Source organism: Mycobacterium sp. E2497 (genome assembly GCF_001668695.1).
Lineage (GTDB): Bacteria > Actinomycetota > Actinomycetes > Mycobacteriales > Mycobacteriaceae > Mycobacterium.
This window is the reverse complement of record NZ_LZKD01000062.1, coordinates 1-20,698: the sequence shown is the minus strand read 5'-3', so window position 1 is coordinate 20,698 and position 20,698 is coordinate 1. Positions and strand designations below refer to the sequence as shown.

13 protein-coding genes and 1 pseudogene are annotated in these 20,698 nt (G+C 69.8%); 6 read left to right on the top strand and 8 right to left on the bottom strand.

The window, feature by feature from the left end:
- The coding region (locus tag A5713_RS04880) for a CBS domain-containing protein (protein WP_156751751.1) at positions 1-184 on the top strand (184 nt) is incomplete at its 5' end.
- Positions 185-262: 78 nt separating this feature from the next.
- On the opposite strand, the gene A5713_RS29610 is transcribed toward A5713_RS04880, so the two are convergent.
- A complete protein-coding gene (locus tag A5713_RS29610; RefSeq protein WP_068093116.1) occupies positions 263-682 on the bottom strand; it encodes a CBS domain-containing protein in 420 nt (139 codons plus the stop codon).
- Between the two features lie 197 nt (positions 683-879).
- Here A5713_RS29610 and A5713_RS04870 point away from each other — a divergent pair, with 197 nt between their 5' ends.
- The gene (locus tag A5713_RS04870; protein ID WP_068093112.1) at positions 880-1,719 is read left to right on the top strand and encodes a ribonuclease Z; all 840 of its coding nucleotides are present in this window, start codon (positions 880-882) and stop codon (positions 1,717-1,719) included.
- 28 nt (positions 1,720-1,747) lie between these two features.
- Here the strand turns inward: A5713_RS04870 and A5713_RS04865 are convergent, their stop codons facing one another.
- From A5713_RS04865 to A5713_RS04855, 3 genes are read right to left on the bottom strand one after another with little or no spacing between them, the layout of a single operon-like run.
- Positions 1,748-2,587, bottom strand: a complete 840-nt coding sequence (locus A5713_RS04865; RefSeq protein WP_067918728.1) for a transglutaminase family protein — start codon at positions 2,585-2,587, stop codon at positions 1,748-1,750.
- Entirely contained in the window at positions 2,587-3,564 is a 978-nt protein-coding gene (locus tag A5713_RS04860; RefSeq protein ID WP_067918730.1) for an alpha-E domain-containing protein, read from the bottom strand. The genes A5713_RS04865 and A5713_RS04860 overlap by 1 nt, the downstream gene beginning before the upstream one ends.
- A complete protein-coding gene (locus tag A5713_RS04855) occupies positions 3,564-5,237 on the bottom strand; it encodes a circularly permuted type 2 ATP-grasp protein (protein WP_068093108.1) in 1,674 nt (557 codons plus the stop codon). Before A5713_RS04855 ends, A5713_RS04860 begins: the two co-directional genes overlap by 1 nt.
- A 146-nt stretch (positions 5,238-5,383) precedes the next feature.
- Between A5713_RS04855 and rpsT the strand changes: the two genes are divergently transcribed.
- Positions 5,384-5,644, top strand: a complete 261-nt coding sequence (rpsT, locus tag A5713_RS04850) for a 30S ribosomal protein S20 (protein WP_068093105.1) — start codon at positions 5,384-5,386, stop codon at positions 5,642-5,644.
- 13 nt (positions 5,645-5,657) lie between these two features.
- On the opposite strand, the gene holA is transcribed toward rpsT, so the two are convergent.
- The 3 genes from holA to A5713_RS04835 are packed head-to-tail and all read right to left on the bottom strand — an operon-like array spanning position 5,658 to position 9,109.
- Positions 5,658-6,617, bottom strand: a complete 960-nt coding sequence (gene holA / locus A5713_RS04845) for a DNA polymerase III subunit delta (protein WP_156751752.1) — start codon at positions 6,615-6,617, stop codon at positions 5,658-5,660.
- A gap of 30 nt (positions 6,618-6,647) precedes the next feature.
- Positions 6,648-8,258, bottom strand: a complete 1,611-nt coding sequence (locus A5713_RS04840; protein ID WP_068093100.1) for a ComEC/Rec2 family competence protein — start codon at positions 8,256-8,258, stop codon at positions 6,648-6,650.
- 5 nt (positions 8,259-8,263) lie between these two features.
- Positions 8,264-9,109, bottom strand: a complete 846-nt coding sequence (locus A5713_RS04835) for a ComEA family DNA-binding protein (protein ID WP_068093096.1) — start codon at positions 9,107-9,109, stop codon at positions 8,264-8,266.
- Between the two features lie 192 nt (positions 9,110-9,301).
- On the opposite strand from A5713_RS04835, the gene A5713_RS04830 reads away from it, so the two are divergent.
- The 3 genes from A5713_RS04830 to A5713_RS04820 are packed head-to-tail and all read left to right on the top strand — an operon-like array spanning position 9,302 to position 12,010.
- Positions 9,302-10,462 carry an acyl-CoA dehydrogenase family protein gene (locus A5713_RS04830; RefSeq protein WP_068093093.1) on the top strand — a complete coding sequence of 387 codons (1,161 nt, stop codon included), beginning with the start codon at positions 9,302-9,304 and terminating at the stop codon, positions 10,460-10,462.
- A gap of 7 nt (positions 10,463-10,469) precedes the next feature.
- Positions 10,470-11,576, top strand: coding sequence for an acyl-CoA dehydrogenase family protein (locus tag A5713_RS04825; RefSeq protein ID WP_068093092.1), 1,107 nt, complete (start codon positions 10,470-10,472; stop codon positions 11,574-11,576).
- Positions 11,577-11,578: 2 nt separating this feature from the next.
- Positions 11,579-12,010 carry a PPOX class F420-dependent oxidoreductase gene (locus A5713_RS04820; RefSeq protein ID WP_068093089.1) on the top strand — a complete coding sequence of 144 codons (432 nt, stop codon included), beginning with the start codon at positions 11,579-11,581 and terminating at the stop codon, positions 12,008-12,010.
- A gap of 30 nt (positions 12,011-12,040) precedes the next feature.
- Here A5713_RS04820 and A5713_RS04815 read toward each other — a convergent pair.
- Positions 12,041-20,635 (bottom strand): annotated as a pseudogene (locus tag A5713_RS04815) (SDR family NAD(P)-dependent oxidoreductase); the annotation flags it as partial.
- Positions 20,636-20,698 lie beyond the last annotated feature (63 nt).

The following is a 20,698-nucleotide window of genomic DNA, read 5'->3' as shown; positions in this document are numbered from 1 at the left end:
CACCAAAGCCGACACGGTCGACTCCCTGAGCGTGCTGATGACCAAGAACCGGGTGCGCCACGTGCCGGTGCTCGACGGCAAGAAGCTGATCGGCATCGTCAGCATCGGCGATGTGGTGAAGACCCGCATGGAAGAGCTCGAGGCCGAGCAGCAGCAGCTGCATTCCTACATCACCCAGGGCTGACCCGCCGGTTCGCCGAACGTGCACTCAGGGCGAAGATTCGGCCCTTTTTTCGCCGTGGTTACACGTTCGGCGGGAGTCTTAGCTCCAGGCGTAGTCCGCCCGCAGCCGCTCGGCGATGACGTCGAAGATCTCCCGGTCCAGGATCGCGCCCTCGCGGCGAATGCTCTCTTCGGGCACGTCGAGCACCGGCACGTGGCGCACCCGGTTCTTGGTCATCAGCACGCTCAGGGAGTCGACCGTGTCGGCTTTGGTGCACGTGGCGACGGTGGCGGTCATGATCTTGGAGACCGGCCGCGACAGCACGCTGGCGCCATGGGTGTGCAGCTGGCGCACCACGTCACGCTCGGAGACGATGCCGACGACGCCCTCGTCGCCGACCACCACCATGGCCCCGATGTTCTGCTCGGCGAGGCCCGCGAGCAGCTCTTTGACCGTCGCCTCGGGGTTGATGGTCACCACCGCCGCGCCCTTGTTCCGCAAGACGTCTGCAATCCGCATCAAGGCCTCCAAGCCGGTTGTGATCCGCTTCACATCAGGCTACGGCTAACTTGCGCGGCGCAAAAGCCGCGACGAGAACCGGTGGCCGATCCGTGTCCATACCCTGACGTCGTCGTTCGAAACCACCCCGGGGCCGCGTCGGCCCGGATCGCCCGATTGAGCTGCCGCCGCGCGCCCGGGCTTGCAAGATAGGGGCCATGATCGAGATCACGCTGCTGGGAACCGGGAGCCCGATCCCCGACCCGAACCGTGCCGGGCCGTCGACGCTGGTGCGCGCCGGCGGCCAGGTTTTCCTGGTGGACTGCGGGCGTGGCGTGTTGCAGCGCGCGGCGGCGGTGGGTGTGGGCGCGGCCGGATTGTCGGCGCTGCTGATCACCCATTTCCACAGCGACCACATCGGGGATCTGGGCGATCTGCTCATCACCCGGTGGATCAGCACCTTCGCACCGGATCCCGCACCGCTGCCGATCATCGGACCGCCCGGGACCGCGGAGACGGTGGACGCGACGCTGCACGCGTTCCGCCACGACATCGAGTACCGGATCGCCCATCACGCCGACCTGAACGCCCCGCCGGCGGTCGAGGTCCACGAATGCACGGAGGGGATGGTGTGGGACCGCGACGGGGTGTCGATCCGCGTGGCCCCGACCGATCACCGGCCGGTCGCGCCGACCGTCGGGTTCCGAATCGACTACGGGGCCGCGTCGGTGGTGCTGGCCGGGGACACGGTGCCCTGCGCCGGCCTCGACCAGCTGGCGGCGGGCGCCGGCGCGCTGGTGCACACCGTGATCCGCAAGGACATCGTCGGCAACATCCCGCAACAGCGGCTCCAGGACATCTGCGACTACCACTCGTCGGTCCAGGAAGCGGCGGCGACGGCGGCGCGCGCGGGAGTCGGCACCCTGGTCATGACCCACTACGTGCCGGCGCTGGTGCCGGGCCAAGAAGAACAGTGGCGGGCGTTGGCGGCCTCGGAGTTCGGCGGGCGGATCGAGCTGGGCGACGACCTGCACCGCGTCGAAATCGACGCGCCTTGACGGTCATTCGGGAGGTCGCTGCGCCGGGCTACGCCAGCCGGGTGACCTCCACGACGACGTCGAGATCGGTCGCCCCCTGACCGGAGTAGATGCCCTTGAGCGGAGGCACGTCGGTGTAGTCGCGACCGGCACCTACGCTGACGTACTGCTCGGAGATCTCGGTTTCGTTGGTCGGGTCATAGCTCCACCAGCCGCCCGTCCAGGCCTGGATCCAGGCGTGGCTGCGCCCGTCGACGGTGTCGCCGATGACGGCGTTGCGCTTGGGATGCAGGTAACCCGACACATAGTGCGCGGGAATCCCCATGGCCCGCAACAACATCAGCGACAGGTGGACGAAGTCCTGGCAGACGCCCCTGCCCTCGTTCAACGCGTCCAGTCCCGACGAGTGCACGCTGGTGGTTCCCGGAAGATATTCGAGCTCGCCGCGCACCCAATGGGCCGCGGCGGCGACGGCCTCTACGGGCCGGTGGGATTTGACGATCTTTTTCGCCACCGACCCGACCTTCTTGCTCGCCGGGGTGTGCGCGGTGGGACGTAGCAATTCGTCGAACCGATCGATCACCGCCTCCGACCGCAGTTCGCTCCAGTCGACGTCGGTCACCGGCGGTTCGGGCCCCTCCGTTTCGACCACCGAGGAGGACGTCACCGTGAGGTCGGAGTGCGGCGCGTGCAGATCGAAAGCCGTTACGGCCGTGCCCCAATAGTCGACGTAGCGATAGGACCGCGTCGCGGGGATGGTTTCGACGCGATTGAGGATGACGTTCTGCCTGGAGTTCGACCGCGGGGTCAGCCGCGCTTCGTTGTAGGAGGCGGTGACCGCCGACTGGTATGCGTAACCGGTGGTGTGCACCACCCGCAGCCGCCACATCAGTTGTCCCCCGGCCGGCCGACCAGCCGGGTCCGATCGCCGGCGTCGGACCACGCCACCCAGGGGGTGACGTGAAAGTACTGGACCGACAATGCTTCTCCTACCTCGTGACAGGTTCGCTGCAGCCCGGCCAGGCGGAATTCCAAGGACTCCAGCAGCACACCGGGCTGCACGAATTCCAGTTCGCTGCGGGCCTGGCCAAGCAGCCGCTGCGCCTCCCCCGTCGCCCCGATCCGGCTCTGCCGATTGTGCAGCAGCTCGTCGAGGTTGTGTTCGGCCAGCCGCAGCGAATAGAACACCGACCGCGGGAAAAGCCGGTCGAGCATCATGAATTCGACGACCCGGCCGGCGTCCAGCACGCCGCGGTAGGTGCGCAGGTAGGTGTCGTGCGCGCCCGCGGAGCGCAACAGCGTCACCCATGCCGGCGACGACGCGCTGTCGCCCACCCGGGACAGCAGCAGCCGCACCGTCATGTCGACCCGCTCGATCGCGCGGCCCAGCACCATGAAGCGATAGCCGTCGTCGCGCGACAGCGTCGAGTCGGCCAGCCCGGCGAACATCGCTGCCCGGCCCTCGATGTACGCCAGGAATTCATGTGGCCCAAGGCGTTTGGCGGCGCGCTCGCGTTCGGGCAGGGCATGGTAGGTGGTGTTCAGGCACTCCCAGATCTCGCTGGACGTCACCTCCCGGGCGGACTTGGCGTTTTCGCGCGCCGCCGTGATGGCGTCGACGATCGACGAACCCCCGGATGCGTTGGTGCTGAAGGCCACCAGGTCGGTCAACGACCACACGTCGAGGTCGTGGGTGGGGGGATCGATGCCGAGCACCCGCAGCAGCAGGCGGGACGCCTGGTCGGGGTCGACGCTGGAATCCTCTAGCAGCTGGTGCAGGACCACGTCGAGAATGCGCGCCGTGTCGTCGGCGCGCTCGACGTAGCGCCCGATCCAGAACAGCGCCTCGGCATTGCGGGCCAGCATCAGCGCCTCCCCCGCCGCTGTTGCTGCTGGAGCTGCTGTTCCTGGGGCAACTCCGTGAGTTGCGACTGTGTTTGCGACATCCGCTGCCCGCCGTCGAGCGCCGGGTCGGGAATGGACTCCGGCAGCGAGCGCACCACTTCGGCCGCGCCGAGCTCCCGGTCGCTGTCCGAGCCCCGCGATGCCAGCACCCAGGTGTCCTTCGAGCCACCGCCCTGGCTGGAGTTGACCACCCGGGAGCCCTCGACCAGAGCCACCCGGGTCAGCCCGCCGGGCAGCACCCACACGTCGTCGCCGTCGTTCACCGCGAAGGGCCGCAGGTCGACGTACCGGGGCGCCAGGGTGTTCCCGATCTGCGTCGGCACTGTCGAGAGCTCCATCATCGGCTGGGCGATCCAGCTGCGCGGGTCGTCGCGGATCTTCTTGGCCACGGCGGCCAGCTCTTTGTCGGATGCTTCCGGCCCGAACACGATGCCGTAGCCGCCGGACCCCTCGACCGGCTTGAGCACCAACTCGTCGATCCGGTCCAGCACCTCTTCGCGTTCGTCGTCGAGCCAGCACCGATACGTCTCGACGTTGGCCAGCAGCGGCTTCTCCCCCAGGTAGTACTCGATCATGGTGGGCACGTAGGTGTAGACGAGCTTGTCGTCACCCACACCGTTGCCGATCGCGCTGGAGACGACCACGTTGCCGGCGCGCGCGGCGTTGACCAGGCCGGCCACCCCCAGCACCGAGTCGGCGCGGAACTGCAGCGGATCCAAGAAGGCGTCATCGATGCGCCGGTAGATGACGTCGACCTGCACCTCGCCGTCGGTGGTGCGCATGTAGACCTGGTTGTCCCGGCAGAACAGGTCGCGACCTTCGACCAGCTCGACGCCCATCTGCCGGGCCAGCAGCGAGTGCTCGAAGTAGGCCGAGTTGTACACCCCGGGGGTCAGCACCACCACCGTCGGGTCGGCCTCGTTGGTGGCCGCGGAGTTGCGCAGGGCCCGCAGCAGGTGCGAGGCGTAGTCGTCGACCGCGCGCACCCGGTGCGTGGCGAACAGGTTCGGGAAGACCCGCGCCATGGTCCGCCGATTCTCCATGACATACGAGACGCCCGACGGCGAGCGCAGGTTGTCCTCGAGGACACGGAAATTGCCCTTCTCGTCGCGGATCAGGTCGATGCCGGCGACGTGGATGCGGACGCCGTTGGGCGGGACGATGCCCATCGCCTGGCGGTGGAAATGCTCGCAGGAGGTGATCAGCCGGCGGGGAATGATGTCGTCGTTCAGGATCTCCTGATCGCCGTAGATGTCGTCGAGATACATCTCGAGCGCCTTGACGCGCTGGATGATGCCACGCTCCAACCGGCTCCACTCGGCGGCCGAGATCACCCGCGGGACCAGGTCGAGCGGAAACGGCCGCTCCTGGCCCGACAGCGAGAACGTGATGCCCTGGTCGAGGAATGCGCGGCCCAGGGCCTCCGCGCGCGCCTTGAGCTCCGAGGCGTCCGACGGCGCGAGCTCGGCGTAGATGCCCTTGTAGGGGCCCCGGACGGCGCCCTGTGCGTCGAACATCTCGTCGAAGGCCATCGAATAGATGTCCGACGACGTGTTGTACCCGCCGAAGATCCGCTCGGCGCGCGCAGCACGCAACCCCCGCCTGTTTTCCTCAAGCTGGCTCGGAAGACTCACTTTTCAGATGCTGCCTCAAATTGACGTTAGGGCAGGCCACGGGTTCCCGTTTTGGGAGAAAACGTAACCGACTGATAACCTGGGCAGTCGCTGTGGTGATATCCGGCACCCAAACAAACGTCGAATCGAAGAAGGAACTTACAAGCGTGGCCAACATCAAGTCGCAGCAGAAGCGCAACCGCACCAACGAGCGCGCTCGCCTGCGCAACAAGTCGGTGAAGTCTTCGCTGCGCACCGCTGTGCGTGCGTTCCGCGAGGCCACCCACGCCGGCGACAAAGAGAAGGCCACCGCGTTGCTTGCGGCGACCACCCGCAAGCTGGACAAGGCCGCCAGCAAGGGCGTGATCCACAAGAATCAGGCGGCCAACAAGAAGTCGGCCCTGGCCCGGGCGCTCAACAAGCTCTGAGCCCGGCCCGCGCTCACCGGCCCCGGTGGGCGGCCAGCTCGGCCACCGTCCTGACCGCCGACTCCAACGCGTAGTCGGCGTCCGCCGCCGCTCCTTTGACGTTGGCGTTGAGCATCGCCACCACCTTCATCGCCGCCGCAACACTCTCGCGCGACCAATACCGCGCCTGCTTCTGGGCCTTCTGTACCCGCCAGGGGGGCATCCCCAGCTGCGAGGCCAGCCGATAAGGATCGCCCGACAGCGGGCCGACCCGGCCGATCGTGTGGATCGCTTCCGCGAGCGCGTCGGCCAGCACCACCAGCGGCTCGCCCCGCATCATCGCCCACCGCAGCGCCTCGGCGGCGCCCGCGACGTCACCGGCCACCGCCTTGTCGGCGATGTCGAACCCCTTCACCTCGGCCTTGCCGCTGTGGTAGCGGCGGACCGCGGCGGCATCGACGACCCCGCCGGTGTCGGCGACCAACTGCGAACAGGCCGCCGCGAGCTCCCGCACGTCGGAGCCGACCGCGTCCAGCATCGCGGTCACGGTGTCCTCGTCCACCTTGACCCGCAGCGCGCGGAACTCCTTGCGGACGAAGTCGATTCGCTCGCTGGCCTTGGTGATCCGCGCGCAGGGGTGCACGACGGCACCGAGCGACTGCAGCTCGGTGGCCAGCGCCTTGGCGCGCCCGCCGCCCGAATGCACGACCACCAGCATCGTGCCCAGCGGGACGTCCGCCGCGGCGGCGGCGATCACCGCGGCCGCCTCCTTGCCCGCTTCCCCGGCGGCCTCCAGCACGACGATGCGCTCATCACCGAACAGCGACGGGCTCAGGAGTTCGGCGAGCTCGTAGGTGCTGACGTCACCCGCCCGCATGCGGCTGACGGGGACGTCGGCCTCGTTCTGCGAACCGGCCCGCCGGCGCGCCGCCCGCAACACGTCGGCCACCGCCCGCTCGACCAGCAACTCCTCGTCACCCAGGACCAGGTGCAACGGCGAATCCTCGCTCACCCCACGATGGTGTCACGGCGGACCGACTACGCCGCTCTGAGGATCCAGGGCCGTCGACAACCACCAGGCCAGCGCGCAGAGCACAGCCGTCAATGCGGCCACCCGGGCGGCGGCGCCGGACCGGCGGCGCCCGCGCAGCCGGGTGACCGCGACGACGATCAGCGCAGTTGCCCCCGCGACCAGCAGCACTCCGGGCACCCCGGCCGGAACGGGCACCGTCGCCGCCGGCGCGCCGGCCGACCAGTGCGCCACCCGCACCACCCACCACAGTTCGGGGCCGGTGAAACGGATCAACAGCTGGGCGCCGGCCGGCCACGGCACGCTCAACACTGCCGCCGCGCTGCCGAGCACGGTGATCGGCGCGATCGCCGGGGCCGCCGCGAGGTTGGCGCCGACTGCGACCAGGCTGACTCGCCCGGAGATACCCGCCACCAGCGGGGCGGTCACCACGTGTGCGGCCGCGGCGATCGCCAGGGCGTCGGCGAGCGGCCCGGGGCAGCCCCGGCTCACCAGGCGCCGTGACCAGACCGGCGCGATGACGACCAGCGCGGCCGTCGCGACCACCGACAGCGCGAAGCCCACGTCGACGGCCAGCTGCGGGGCCATCGCCAGCAAGACCAGCACCGTGGCGCTGAGCGCGGGGATGGCCTGGCGCCGCCGCGAGAACAGCATCCCGGCCAGCGCGATCGCGCCCATCACGGCCGCGCGCAACACGCTCGCCGTCGGCTGCACCAGAACGACGAACGCTACGAGTGTCAGTCCGGCGAGGACGACGGCCGCCCGAGGGCCGATCAAGCGCGCCGAGAACAGCACGGCCGCACACACGATGGTCACGTTGGCACCCGACACCGCCATCAGGTGCGTCATGCCCGCCGCGCGGAAGTCGCGGTCGGTGTCGGCGGTGACCGCCGAGGTGTCACCCAGGACCAGGGCGGGCAGCATCGCCGCCAGCTCGGCCGGCAGCGCGCCGCGAACGGCGGCGGCGAACCGGCCGCGCACCGTGTGGGCGGCCCGCTGCACGGCGCCGGCGGTGCCCAGGGCAGGCCGGCCCGACGCGTTGAGCACCGCAACGGTGAGATCGCGGCGGGTCGGGCGGCCGATCCGCGCGGTGAATCGCACCGGCCGGCCCACCATCAGTCCGTCGGCTTCCGATTCGAAGTCCGACGCGCGCGCGAAGACCACGACGCGACCGGAAATCGGCGCGTCGCGCAGCCGCTGCAGCGTGGCGCGAAACATGAGCCGGCCGCGGCTCAGCGAGACCGGGCTCTCGGTGGGTGTGACCGTCACCGGGGCGGCCGTCCCGAACGCCGCGGTGATCGGGTGGCGATCGACCGCTTCCGCACGCAGCGCGACCGCGAACCCGAACCCGGCGCCGATGACCCCGGCCGCGGCCAGGCCGGTGCCGACGGCTCGCAACGGTCCGGTTGCGCCCCGCCGACCGTGCGCGGCGTACCACGCCAGCGCGCCGGAGGCGGCGGCCAACGCGACGCAACACGCCGCCACCACCCGGCCGATCGGCCACCAGATCCCCGCGGCGGTCACCACCCAGCAGGTGACCGCGGCCGGCACCAGGCGGGCGTCGACGCGCGCCGCGCCCTCTTCGACGAGGCCGGAACCGTCCACGGGTCTCAGACACGGACCAGGGCGCGCAACTTCTCCAGCCTCGCCGGACCGATGCCGTCGACCTCGGCGAGCTGGTCCACGCTGGTGAACTTGCCGTTCGTCTGCCGCCAGGCGACGATCGCGGCGGCCGTGACCGGCCCGACGCCGGGCAGGGCGTCCAAATCCTCCGCGCTCGCGGTGTTGAGGTCGAGCACCTCGCCCGCCTTCGGCCTCGCCGGTCCGGCCCCCTGCCGCGGTGGCTTCGACGTCGGTGTGGGGCCGGACGCCACCGAGCTTCCCAACGCCGCCGGCTGCCCGGGGGTCGGGGCGAGCCCGACGACGATCTGCTCGCCGTCACCGAGCGGGCGCGCCATGTTCAGTCCGATGGTGTCCGCCCCGGTGACGGCGCCGCCGGCGGCCTGCAGCGCGTCGGCGACGCGCGCCCCGGGCGCCAGGGTGACCAGCCCGGGATTGTGCACCAGGCCCACCACGCTCACCACCACGGGCCGGTCGGGGCCGGCACTCGGGCCGGCGGACGACTTGGGACTCACCGTCGCCGCCTTCTCCACCGGCGGCAGTTTGGCCGACATCACCGGCGCGGGCCGATCCCTCAGCAGCGTGAATATCGTGACGAGCACGGCCAGCGCCGCCACGATCGCCAGGCCGATCGCGCCGGCGCGCCCCGGGTCGGCACGCAGCCTGGCCAGCCAGCCGCGCTCCGGGGATGCGGCGGGCAGCCAGCGCGGCAACAGCGAATTCTGGTCCTCGTCGGCCGACTGCCCGGCTGGCGTCGACTCCGCGGCGTCGGGCTCGGCGTCCGGCTCGGCGCCGAGTCTCCGCTGCAAACGCTCGGCGGGAAGTTCTGTTCGCATGCGCCGACCGTAGGTGCGCCAACCGTCGGCTCGGCCCCGACCGGCGACGGCAAGGCCCGAGACTGTGGACTAAACCGAGGCTGTGGACAACGGCTGCGGGGAATGGGTCAAGATGGAGCCAAGAACGGCATCGCCAGAACCGGGCCCTCCGACGCTGGTGGCCACGTTCACCCCAGATGACAGGAGGCCGCCGTGCAACTGGCGCTCACACCGGAGGAAGCCGCGTTCCGCGACGAGCTCCGCACCATCTACACCACCAAGATCCCCGAAGAGGTGCGCGAGCGGGTGCGCCGGGGTGCGGCGGAAGTGAACCACGACGACATCGTCACCAGCCACAAGATCCTGCACGAGCACGGCCTGGCGGTACCGAACTGGCCCGTCGAGTGGGGCGGCAAGGAGTGGACGCCCACCCAGCACCAGATCTGGGCTGACGAGATGCAACTGGCGTGCGTCCCGGAGCCGCTGAACTTCAACACCAAGATGGTGGGCCCGGTGATCGCCGAATTCGGTTCGGAGGAGGTCAAAGAACGCTTCCTGCCGCCGACCGCCAGCCTCGACATCTGGTGGTGCCAAGGCTTTTCCGAGCCTGAGGCCGGTTCGGACCTGGCGTCGCTGCGCACCACCGCGGTGCGGGATGGCGACAGCTACATCGTCAACGGCCAGAAGACCTGGACCACGCTCGGCCAGTACGCGGACTGGATCTTCTGCCTGGTGCGCACCGACCCGCAGGCGCCCAAGCGTCAGGCCGGCATCTCGTTTCTGCTGTTCGACATGAAGACGCCGGGCATCACCCTGCGGCCCATCAAGACGATCGACGGCGGCCACGAGGTGAACGAGATCTTCTTCGAAGACGTCCGCGTGCCCGCCAATCAGCTTGTGGGAGAAGAGAACAAGGGCTGGACGTACGCGAAGTTCCTGCTCGGCAACGAACGGACCGGCATCGCCGGCGTCGGGCGGACCAAGGTGCGCTTGGCCGAGGTGAAGAAGCACGCCGCGGCGGCCGGCGTGCTGGAGGATCCGCTGTTCGCGGCCCGGCTCGCCGAAGCCGAAAACGAGCTGTTGGCACTGGAACTCACGCAGTCGCGCGTGGTCACCGATTCCGCGAACGGGCAGCCCAATCCGGCGTCGTCGGTGCTCAAACTCCGCGGCAGCCAACTGCAGCAGATCGCCACCGAACTGCTCGTCGAGGTGGCCGGGCCCGACGCGCTGCCCGCCGACGGGGAAGGCATCGCGTCTCCGGACTGGGCGCAACACAGTGCGCCGCACTACCTCAACTACCGCAAGACGTCGATCTACGGCGGCAGCAACGAGGTGCAGCGCAACATCATCGCGTCCACCATTCTGGGATTGTGAGGCAGCCATGGACTTTCAGTTGACCGACGAGCAGACACTGCTCCGCGACACCACCCGCGAACTGCTCTCACGCAGCTACGACCCGGAGAGCCGCAACAAGGTGATCGGCTCTGACCTGGGCTGGAGCCGCGAGGTATGGAGTCAGCTCGCCGACACCGGGATCCTCGGCCTCGGCTTCGACCCGGAGGAGGCGGGCCAGATCGAGATCATGGTCGTGCTCGTCGAGGCGGGGCGCCGGCTGGCCCCCGAGCCGATCCTGCACGCCGCGCTCGCACCGGGCGCGCTGATCGCCGAGTTGGGCACGGATGCTCAGAAGGAACAACTCGACGACGTCGCCGGCGGCCAACGCCTGCTGGCCTTCGCCCACCTGGAACCGGGCCACCGCGCCCCGACCGCGGACGTGGGCACCAAGGCTGTGCGGCAAGGCGATTCGTGGGCGCTGAGCGGACGCAAGAACCCGGTGCTCGCCGGCGACTGCGCCGACACCCTGGTGGTCAGCGCCGCGTTACCGAACGGCGGCACGGGGCTGTTCCTGGTCGACGCAAGCGCCGTTACCCGTCACCCGTACCGGACCTTCGACGGACAACGCGGCGCGCAGATCGACTTGGACGCCACACCCGCGGAGCCCCTGGGCGAAGCGGCTGACGCGTCGCAGGCGATCCGCGACGCCATCATCCGCATCCAGGCGGCGCTGTGCGCCGAAGCGGTCGGGGCGATGGAGGAAGCGCTGCGACTGACCACCGACTACCTCAAGACCCGCAAGCAGTTCGGCGTCACGCTCAACAAATTCCAGGCGCTCACCCAGCGGGCGGCCGACATGTACGTGTCGCTCGAACTGGCGCGCAGCATGAGCATGTACGCGTCGATGTCGATCTCGGACGGCAACATCGATCCGGTGATCGCCTCGCGGGCCAAGCTGCAGATCGGCCGCTCGGGCCGGCACATCGCCCAGGAGTCGATCCAGCTGCACGGCGGCATCGGTGTGACCGCGGAATACCCGGTCGCCCACTATGCCGCCCGGCTCACCGCGATCGAGCACACGCTCGGCACATCCGGCGACCACCTGCACAACCTGATCGACCACATCGGCGACTACGACCTGGCCCGTCTCTAGTCATGGCCGCGCCCGCCACGCTCTCGCAGAGGGTTGTCGAGTTCCTGTCAGCCGGCACCCGTACGGGCATGCTCGGTTACGTTGCCGCCGACGGCCGGCCGCTGGTCGCGCCGGTGTGGTTCGTCGTAGACGAGGGACAGCTGGCGTTCAACACCGGCCGTGACACTTCGAAAGGCCGTGCCCTGCATCGTGATCCGCGAGTGGTGATGTGCGTCGACGATCCCCACCCGCCCTACTCGTTCGTCCAGGTGCAGGGCGTGGCGACGGTGAGCGAGGATCCGGCCGACGTGCTCGACATCGCCACCCGCACCGGCGCGCGGTACATGGGCGCCGACCGCGCCGAGGAGTTCGGCCGCCGCAACTCCGCGCCCGGCGAACTGGTGGTGCGCCTGCGCCCGACCAAGGTCATCGCCGGTTTCGATATCAGCGACTGACGCCGCGGCGCACGCCGACCGGTTGTCCGCTCATGCGGGTCCTGCCGCACCGCCGGGCTCCGCGCCGCGCGCCCCCGACGCCTGTACCACCTCGGGCATCTGACCGGCCAGGTACTCGGCGAGCGCGCCGATCGTCGGATAGTCGAAAACCGCTGTGGCGCTGATGGTGAACGCGCCACCGAACTGACCGTACAACCGATTGCGGAGCTCGACCGCCATCAGCGAGTCGGTACCCAGGTCCAGGAACCGGCTCGTCGCGGCCGGCGGCTGTGCGAGCCGCAGGAATTGCTGCACCTCCTGCTGCAGGAACTCCGTCAGGAAACTGACCCGCTCCGCCTCCGGGACCTCGTGCAGCTTCTTGAGCAACTCGCTGTCGCCGGGCGCGGTCGCGGCGTCGCTCGGCAACAAGTGGTCGAGAATCGGTGGGCGAGCACCACCCAGCATCTTCGCGGCGCGCTGCCAATTGGCTTTGATGACGGTCGCCTGGCCCGTGCCGTGCGCGACGATCTCACCGAGCGCGTTGAGCGCCGCGGAGGGTTCCATCGAAACCAGGCCCTGCGCACCGAGATTGGCACGCGCCGCCTCCGACGCGGCCATGCCGCCCTGCGCCCACGGACCGAAGTTCACACTGGTGGCGGGCAGGCCTTGCGCCCTGCGCTCCGCGACCAGCCCGTCGAGCAGCGCGTTGGCCGTCGCGTAGTTGGACTGCCCGGGTGAACCGAGCACGCTGGAAATCGACGAGTAGACGATGAAGAATTCGAGTTCGTCTTTTCTGGTCAGCCGGTGCAGGTTCCAGGACCCCAACGCCTTTGGCAGCAGGGTCGTCCGGAAGCGGTCGACGCTTTGCTGCGGCAGCAGCGCGTCATCGAGCACGCCCGCCAGGTGCACGACGCCCGCCAGCGGCGGCAACTCCGCCCGGATCCGCTCCAGCAGTTCCTCGACCTCGTCCTCGTCGCCGATATCGGCCGCAAAGGTGTGGATCCGGCACCGGTAGCGCTCGGTGATGGCGGCGATCGCCTGTTGCGCGTCCGCGTCGGGCGCGCGGCGGCTGGTCAGCACGATGTCGCCGGCACCGAGTTGGGCCAGGTAGGACGCGGTGTGCAGGCCGAGCGCGCCGAGGCCGCCGGTGATCAGGTAGCTCCGATCGCCCTGCGGCTGCAGCGGGCTCGGCATCTGCAGCACGATCTTGCCGATGTGCCGCGCCTGCTGCATGCGGCGAAACGCGGTCTTCGCCTCGGTCAACGGGTAGATCTCGGCGGGCAGCGGCGCCCACTCGCCGTCGCCCAACCCGTCGGACACTTCGCCCAGCAATCGCCGGATGCGCTCCGGGTCTTGCACGATCGTGCCGTCCAGCGCAACGACCTCGTAGGCGATGTCGGGACGGGCCGCCGCCATCTGCGCATGCGTCCAGATGTCTCGCTTGGCGATCTCGGCGAACCGGCCATTGCGGGCGGTGGCCCGCACGGTCGCTTCCACAAAGCCTTCGTTGGTAAGGCTGTTGAGCACCACGTCGACGCCCGCCCCGTCGGTGTCCGCGAGGATTTGGTCAGCGAACTCCGTCGTGCGCGAGTCGTATACGTACTTCACACCCAGCTTGCGCAGCGTCGCCCGTTTGTAGGTGCTGGCGGTGGCGAAGACGATCGCGCCCTGCTGCTGCGCCATCTGGATGGCGGCCAGTCCGACGCCACCGCTGGCGGCGTGGATGAGCACGCGGTCACCGGGCTTGAGTTGCGCCCAGTCGAAGGCGAGTCGCACGGTGAGGGCGGCCGCCGGAATGGTGGCCGCCGCCACCGCACCCAGCTCGTGCGGTACCGGCGCCAGCAGTTGGGCGGGCACGTTGATCCGGCTGGCGAAGGCCCCCTGCATGAAGCCGAAGACACGCTCGCCGACCTCGAATCCGGCCACACCCTGGCCTATTTCGGTGACGATGCCGGAGAAGTCGCCGCCGATCAGCCCCGGATCGCCCGGGTAGAGGCCCAGCACGTTGAGCACATCCCGGAAGTTGAGACCGGCGGCCTCCACCCGGATCTGAACCTGGCCGGGTTCCGGCGACGGGACCTCCGTCTCGGCGAGATGCAGGTTGTCGATCGCGCCGCGTTCGGTCGGCGCCAGCACGTAGTCGCCCGTGCGCGGTACGGCCAGATGACCGCTGCGCGCCCAGGGCAGCAGCCTGGACGCCAGGAACTTCCCTTGCCGCAGTGCGACTTCGGGTTCTTCCAGAAACGTGTCGGGCGCGCCGAGCAGCCCGCCCAGCGCGTGCACGGCCTCGTCGGATCCGTCGTGATCGATCAGCCTGCAGCGCAGCGTCGGCTGCTCGGAGATGATGGTGCGTCCCAGCCCCCACAGCGCGGCCTGCACCGGGTCGACCCGCTCACCGGATTCGGTCGCCACGGCCCGTTCGGTGATGATCCACAGTCCGCCGGGCAGTTTCACCGACTCTTCGGCCAGCAGCGTGTGCACGGCGCCCAGCAGATTGCCGATGTCCGTCTCCAGCCGGGCGGCGAACTCGTCGCTCGACTCCTCCGCGCCCGGTCGACCGCTGCCGCGCCAGACGACGCCGGTGATCGGCGCGCCGTTCTCCCGCGCTTGGGCGAACAGCTGCTGCCAGTCCCGCTGTCCCATGGCCGCGGTGGACGGAATGCAACCCGGCAGTTCGGCCGCCAGCTCGTCGAATCCGGCGACCAGCCAAGTGCCGCGGTCCTTTTCGCCCTGGCCCTTGCCGGTGCTCGACGCCGGTGCGGGCACCTCGTGCCAGCCGAGGGTGTACAGCAGCCGGGCGACATCGCCGCCAAGTCCGCGCAGCAACGCTTCGCGGGGCGCGCGTTTGACGGTGAACTCGCGTATCCCGCCCAGGTGGCGGCCATCGCGATCCACGAAATCAAGGTCGAAGACCTGTGTTTCGCTCTCCATGCCGCCGGCGCGCCACTTGGCCCGGCAGTAGAACCGCCGCGGCATCCGCTCGGCGAGCATCACCCGCCCATAGCGCAGCGGCAGAAACAGGTCGGGGACCGCTCCCTGCTCGGTCGCCGCGAGAAGCGCGGGAAACGCCGGGAAGGCGACGCCGGTGCACAGGTCGAGCAGTACCGGGTGGACCGGCTCGCCGCCCAGGTGTTCGGCGAGTTCTTCACCGACGACGACGTCGCCGATCGCCTCGCCCTCGCCCACCCACAGCGATTTCAAGGAGGTGGACCACGTGGGGCCCCAGGCCAGTTCCATGTCGGCGAAGGTGTCGAACAGCTGCTGGGGGCGGGTACGGTTCAACCGTTCGACCGCGGCGTCAACGGAATCCACCGGCTCGTATTCGACGTCGGCGCCTCCGGTGACGACGGTGCCGTCGGCGTTCAGCGACCATTCCGCGTCGCGGACGCCATAGGGACGGCTGTGCACCTGGAAGGTCCAGCCACCACGATCCTCGGACGGATGCAAGGTCAGCTGCACCTCGCGAGAACTCTTGTCGGGCAAGATGATCGGTTCGTAGAAGAAGACGTTTTGGACCTGAGCCGGCGTCCCGACCGCGGCAAGGGCCATCGCCGCGTAGGTCGCTCCGGGAACGACAACGGTGCCATAGATGACGTGGTGGGACAGCCACGGCTGCGATTTGACGGACAGCCGACTGGTGTACACGACATCACCGGAGGCCAGATCCTTTTCGCTGCCGAGGATTCCGGACACGGCGGCGCCCGGACCGTCGACGCCGGCGATACCGGACGCCTTGGGCCAGAAGTGGCGGCGCTGGAACGGATAGGTGGGCAGGTCGAGTCTGCGACCGGGTCGCTGGTGGACCGTGGCGAACTCGGGCCGGTGCCCGGCGACATAGGCCGCCGCCAGCGCACCGGAGATCTGACGCCGGGCGCCGGCGCCCTTGCGCAGGGAGGCGATCGCGCGTGGCGCCGCCGAGTGTTCCGGCCACGCCTGCACCGCGGACGCGGTCAGGATCGGTTGCGGACCGATCTCCATCAGCACCGAGCAGCCCAGCGCCGCCACCGTGCGCACGCTCTCGGTGAACTGCACCGGCTGGCGGGAATGCCGCCGCCAATACTGCGCGTCCAGCGGGGTTTCCGCGGTCAGCACCGCGCCGGTGCGGTTGCACACCAGCGGGCGGGTCGGGGTGGCGAACTGCAGCCGCGTCGCGTACGCCTCGAATTCGTCGAGCACCGGCTCGAGCAACTCGGAGTGGAAGGCGTGGCTGGTGTCCAGCCAGGTGCAGCGGATCCCGTCATCGCTGAAGGCCGTGACGATCTGTTCCAAATCGGTACCCGGACCCGACAACACCGTATTGCGGCCGTTGTAGGCGGCGACCGAAACCCGGGAGAACCGCTTGGCGGCGTCCTCCACGTGCTCGGGGTCGGCGAACACCGCCACCATCCGGCCACCCTCGGGCAGGCTGCCGAACAGCCGCCCGCGTTCGGCCATCAGCCGCGCACCGTCCTCGAGGCTGAACACGTCGGCCACACACGCCGCCGCGTACTGGCCGACGCTGTGCCCGAGGACGACGTCGGGCTCGATGCCCCACGACTGCCACAACCGGGCCAGGCCCATCTCGATGGCGAAGAGCGCCGGCTGCGCAAACGACGTGTGCTGCAACGTCTCTGCGGCGTCGCGGTCGGTGTCGAACAGAACCTCCAACAGCGGGCGCGGCAGCATGCCGTCGACCGCTTCCGCGCACCGCGTCACGGTCTCGGCGAATACCGGCTCGGAGTCGAACAGCTCGCGGGCCATCCCCGGGTACTGGCTGCCCTGCCCGGTGAACAACCACGCCGTCTTCGGTGGGTCGCCGCACTCGCCCCGGACCACACCCGGTCGCAAACGGTTCTCGGCCAACTCGTCCAGCATCTCGCGGGCGCCCCGCGCCGAATCCACGACCAGCGCGGCGCGGTGTTCGAAGTGCGCACGGCCGACCCCGGCGGTGAAGCAGACATCGGCGATGTCGACGTCGGGGTGCGAGTCCAGCCAGGACCCGTATCGCTGCGCCAACGCCACCAACGCCTGCGGTGAGCGCGCCGACATGGGGAACACGCCGACGCGTTCGGTTGAGGCGTCCGGCGCCGGTGTCACCGCAAGGCCGTCCGCCGGGTCGGCGGTCACCGTTTCCGGTGGCGCCTCCTCGATCAGAACGTGAGCGTTCGTTCCGGTGAACCCGAACGAGCTCACCCCGGCCCGGCGCGGCCGGCCGTTGGCCTGCCAGGGCGTCGCCCTGTCGACGACCCGCACCGGCAGGGAGTCCCACGGAATGTGCGGCGACGGATTCTTGAAGTGCAAGTTCTGCGGCAGCACCTCGTGCTGCAACGACAGCACGACCTTGATCAGACCCGCGACGCCGGCGGCCGACTCGAGGTGGCCGAGGTTGGTCTTCGCCGATCCGATCAGCAGGGGCCGGCCCGGATCCCGGTCGGCGCCGTAGACGGCCGCGGCGGCCTGCACCTCGATCGGGTCACCGAGTGAGGTGCCGGTGCCATGCGCCTCGAGGTAATCGACCTCTCCCCCGCTCACCCCGGCGCGGGCCAGCGCCGCGGAGATAAGCCGTTGCTGTGCACCACCATTGGGCACGGTCAGACCGCTGGACGCGCCGTCCTGATTGACCGCGCTGCCCCGGATGACCGCACAGATGCGGTCGCCGTTGCGTTGCGCATCGCTCAGCCGCTTGAGCACGAGAATTCCGCAGCCTTCGCTGCGCACGTAGCCGTCGGCGGCGGCGTCGAAGGTCTTGCACCGTCCGTCGGGCGAGAGCATCCTGGCTCGCGAGGCGGCGACGATGGATGCCGGGCTCAGCAGCACGTTGACACCGCCGGCCAGCGCCAGATCGCAGTCGCCGGAGTGCAATGCCTGGCAGGCCTGATGCACGGCGACCAGCGACGAGCTGCACGCGGTGTCGACCGCCACGGCCGGCCCTTCCAGCCCGAGCGCGAAGGCGACTCGACCGGCGATCGCGTTGAGCGCGTTGCCGGTGATGAAGTGCGCCTCGATGCTCTCGACCGAGTCTCGCGACAACAGGTGCGAATACTCGTTGGCGGCCACGCCCACGAAGATGCCGCTTCGGCTGCCCCGCAACGCGGCCGGCGAATACCCGGCCCGTTCCAGTCCCTCCCAAGCGATTTCGAGCATCAGCCGCTGCTGCGGATCTATCCACACGGCCTCCCGCGGGGAGATCCCGAAGAACTCGGGATCGAATCCGGCGATCCCATCCAGGAATCCGCCGCTGCGGCTGTAGATCTTGCCCGGCGTCTCCGGGTCCGGGTCGTAGTACTCGTCGATATCGAAGCGGTCATCCGGGATCTCCCGGATCGCGTCGACACCGCCGGACAGCACCTCCCAATAGCCTTCGGGGTCGGGCGAGGCCGGAAAGCGGCATGCCACCGCGACGATCGCGATGGGCTCGTCGGCGGGCCCGGTCGTCACCGACGCCGGCCGGGCATCCGCCTTGGCGGCCGCCTGCGCGTTGAGACCCAGGACGTCGTCGAGCAGGTAGAGCGCCACGTCGGCCACCCGCGGATAGTCCATCGCGAGGGTGGCCGGCAGTTCCCTGCCCACCGCGTGCTCGACCCGGCGGCGTAACTCGACGGCCATCAGCGAATCCATGCCGAGGTCGAAGAACCCGGCCTCCTCGCGAATCTCCGCCGCGTCGATCCGTGTCACCTCGGCGACGACGTCGCGCAGGTAGTCCACCAGCAGCTTCTTCCGCTGCTGCACCGGGGCGTGGGTGAGCTGTTCGACCAGCCGGGTGTTCCCGGACGACGACGGCACCGGCACCGACTCGGGCAGCTCCCCGGCCAACTCGTCCAGGAATGCCCGCCGGCCCGCCTGCTGATAGAGCGGCAGGAAGCGGGCCCAGTCGATCCGGGCCACCACCCCGTGCGCGGCGGAAGTCGCGACGAGGTCGGCCATTCCGGCCAACGCGTCTGCGGGTGGCAGTGTGCGGACCCCGCGCTGCTCCAGGCGCGCACGGGCCTCCTCGTCGGCCATCCCGGCCGCCCACGGGCCGAAGTTGACGCTGACCGCCGGCACGTCCTGCTCACGCAGCCGCCAGGACAATCCGTCGAGGAAGGCGTTGGCCGCGCCGTAGGCGGTCTGGCCGAAGCTGCCCCAGACCGAGGCGATCGAGGAGGTGCTCAGGAAGAAGTCCAGTGGCAGCTCGGCGGCAGCCTCGCTCAAATTCCAAGCGCCCCAGACCTTGCCCGCGAACACGCGATCGACTTCGGCGTCGTCCACGGCCCGCAGCGGCGTGGTGCCCATCTCGCCCGCGGCGTGGACGATGCCCGCCAGCGGCGGCAGTTGTGCCTCGACCGTGGCCAGTAGGCGGGCGACGTCGTGCGGATCGGCGACATCGGCCGCGATGACCCGGATTTCACAATCCGACCTTTCCCGGATGGCATCGACGCGCTGCTGCGCCGCAGCACTGGGCGCCCGCCGGCTGGTCAGCACCAGGTGGCGCGCGCCGCGGTCGGCCAGGTACCCGGCGACTTCCAATCCGACGCCGCCCAGCCCGCCGGTCACCAGATAAGTTGCCCCATCACGCAATACGAGCGGCGCCGCGGTCGGCAGCCCCGAACGCCGGGTCAGCCGGGGAACGAAGATGCCGCCGTCTCTGAGCGCGATTTGATCTTCGTCCCGCGGTCCGGCCACGACCTGACCGATCAGCCGGCTCCAGTCGTCGGCGCCGCCTTGGGACAGGTCTGCCAGCCCGCCCCACAGCTGTGGGTGTTCCAGGGAGGCGGCGCGCCCGAATCCCCACAGACAGGATTGCGCCGGCGACACGGTGTCGGCGTCGGTGACGCGTTGCGCACCGCGGGTGATCAACCAGACGGGGGCGCGCAGTTCCGCTGCGGCCGCGGCGCGGAAGAGTCGACGTGTTCCGCTCAGGACGCGGTGTTGCATCCGCAGCAGTGAGCGCATCGACGGCGCCGTATCCCCTTCGAGCGCGGCGCAGTTCAGGATCCGCGGCGTCGATTCGCCTGCCGCCGTTGCGCGTAGCTCCGCTTCGAGCCGTTCCTCGTCGGCGTCCGACACGGGCAGCCCGACGATCCGAAACGGCTGGCCCTGGGCGCTCAGCGCGTCGACCAGCGGCGCGACCGCCGCGGTGTCATCGCTGATCAGCAGCCACTCGGAGCCCGCGCCCGCGAGGGCGGCCGCGACAGCGCTTTTCTCCCAGCGGATCTCGTAACGAGCGTCCGCGATGGTTTGGGTCTCACGCTGCTGGTTGTGTTGTGCGGCAAGCCTGGCCAGCACGTCGGCGGTCTGCCGCTCGGCGTTCGGACCGTCGAGCAGCGCGGCGAGTTCCTCGATCCGGCCGTCCTCGAGAAGCCGGACCGCTTCGGTGCGCGCGGCGGCGGTTTCGGCGACGGACGCGGTGGCCGGGGCGTCCTTGTCGCGAAACCAGTACTGGCGATGCTGGAACGGATAGGTGGGCAGGTCAAGCTTGCGCGTGGGTTCCGGTTGCAGAGCGCCGAAGGCCGGCAGGTGGCCGCAGATGTAGGCGTTGGCAAGGGCTTCGGTGATCTGGCGGTGGTCGGCGCCGTTCCGGCGCAGCGAGGCGATCGCGCGGGGCGCGGTGGCCGGATCGGGCCACGCCCGCAGGGCGGCGGCGGTAAGCACCGGTTGCGCGCCCACCTCGAGGAGGACCGCGCAGCTGGACGCCTCCTACTGGCGCCGCCACGCGCGCCAGCCGATCGAGTTCGCCAAGAGCGTGTCCAC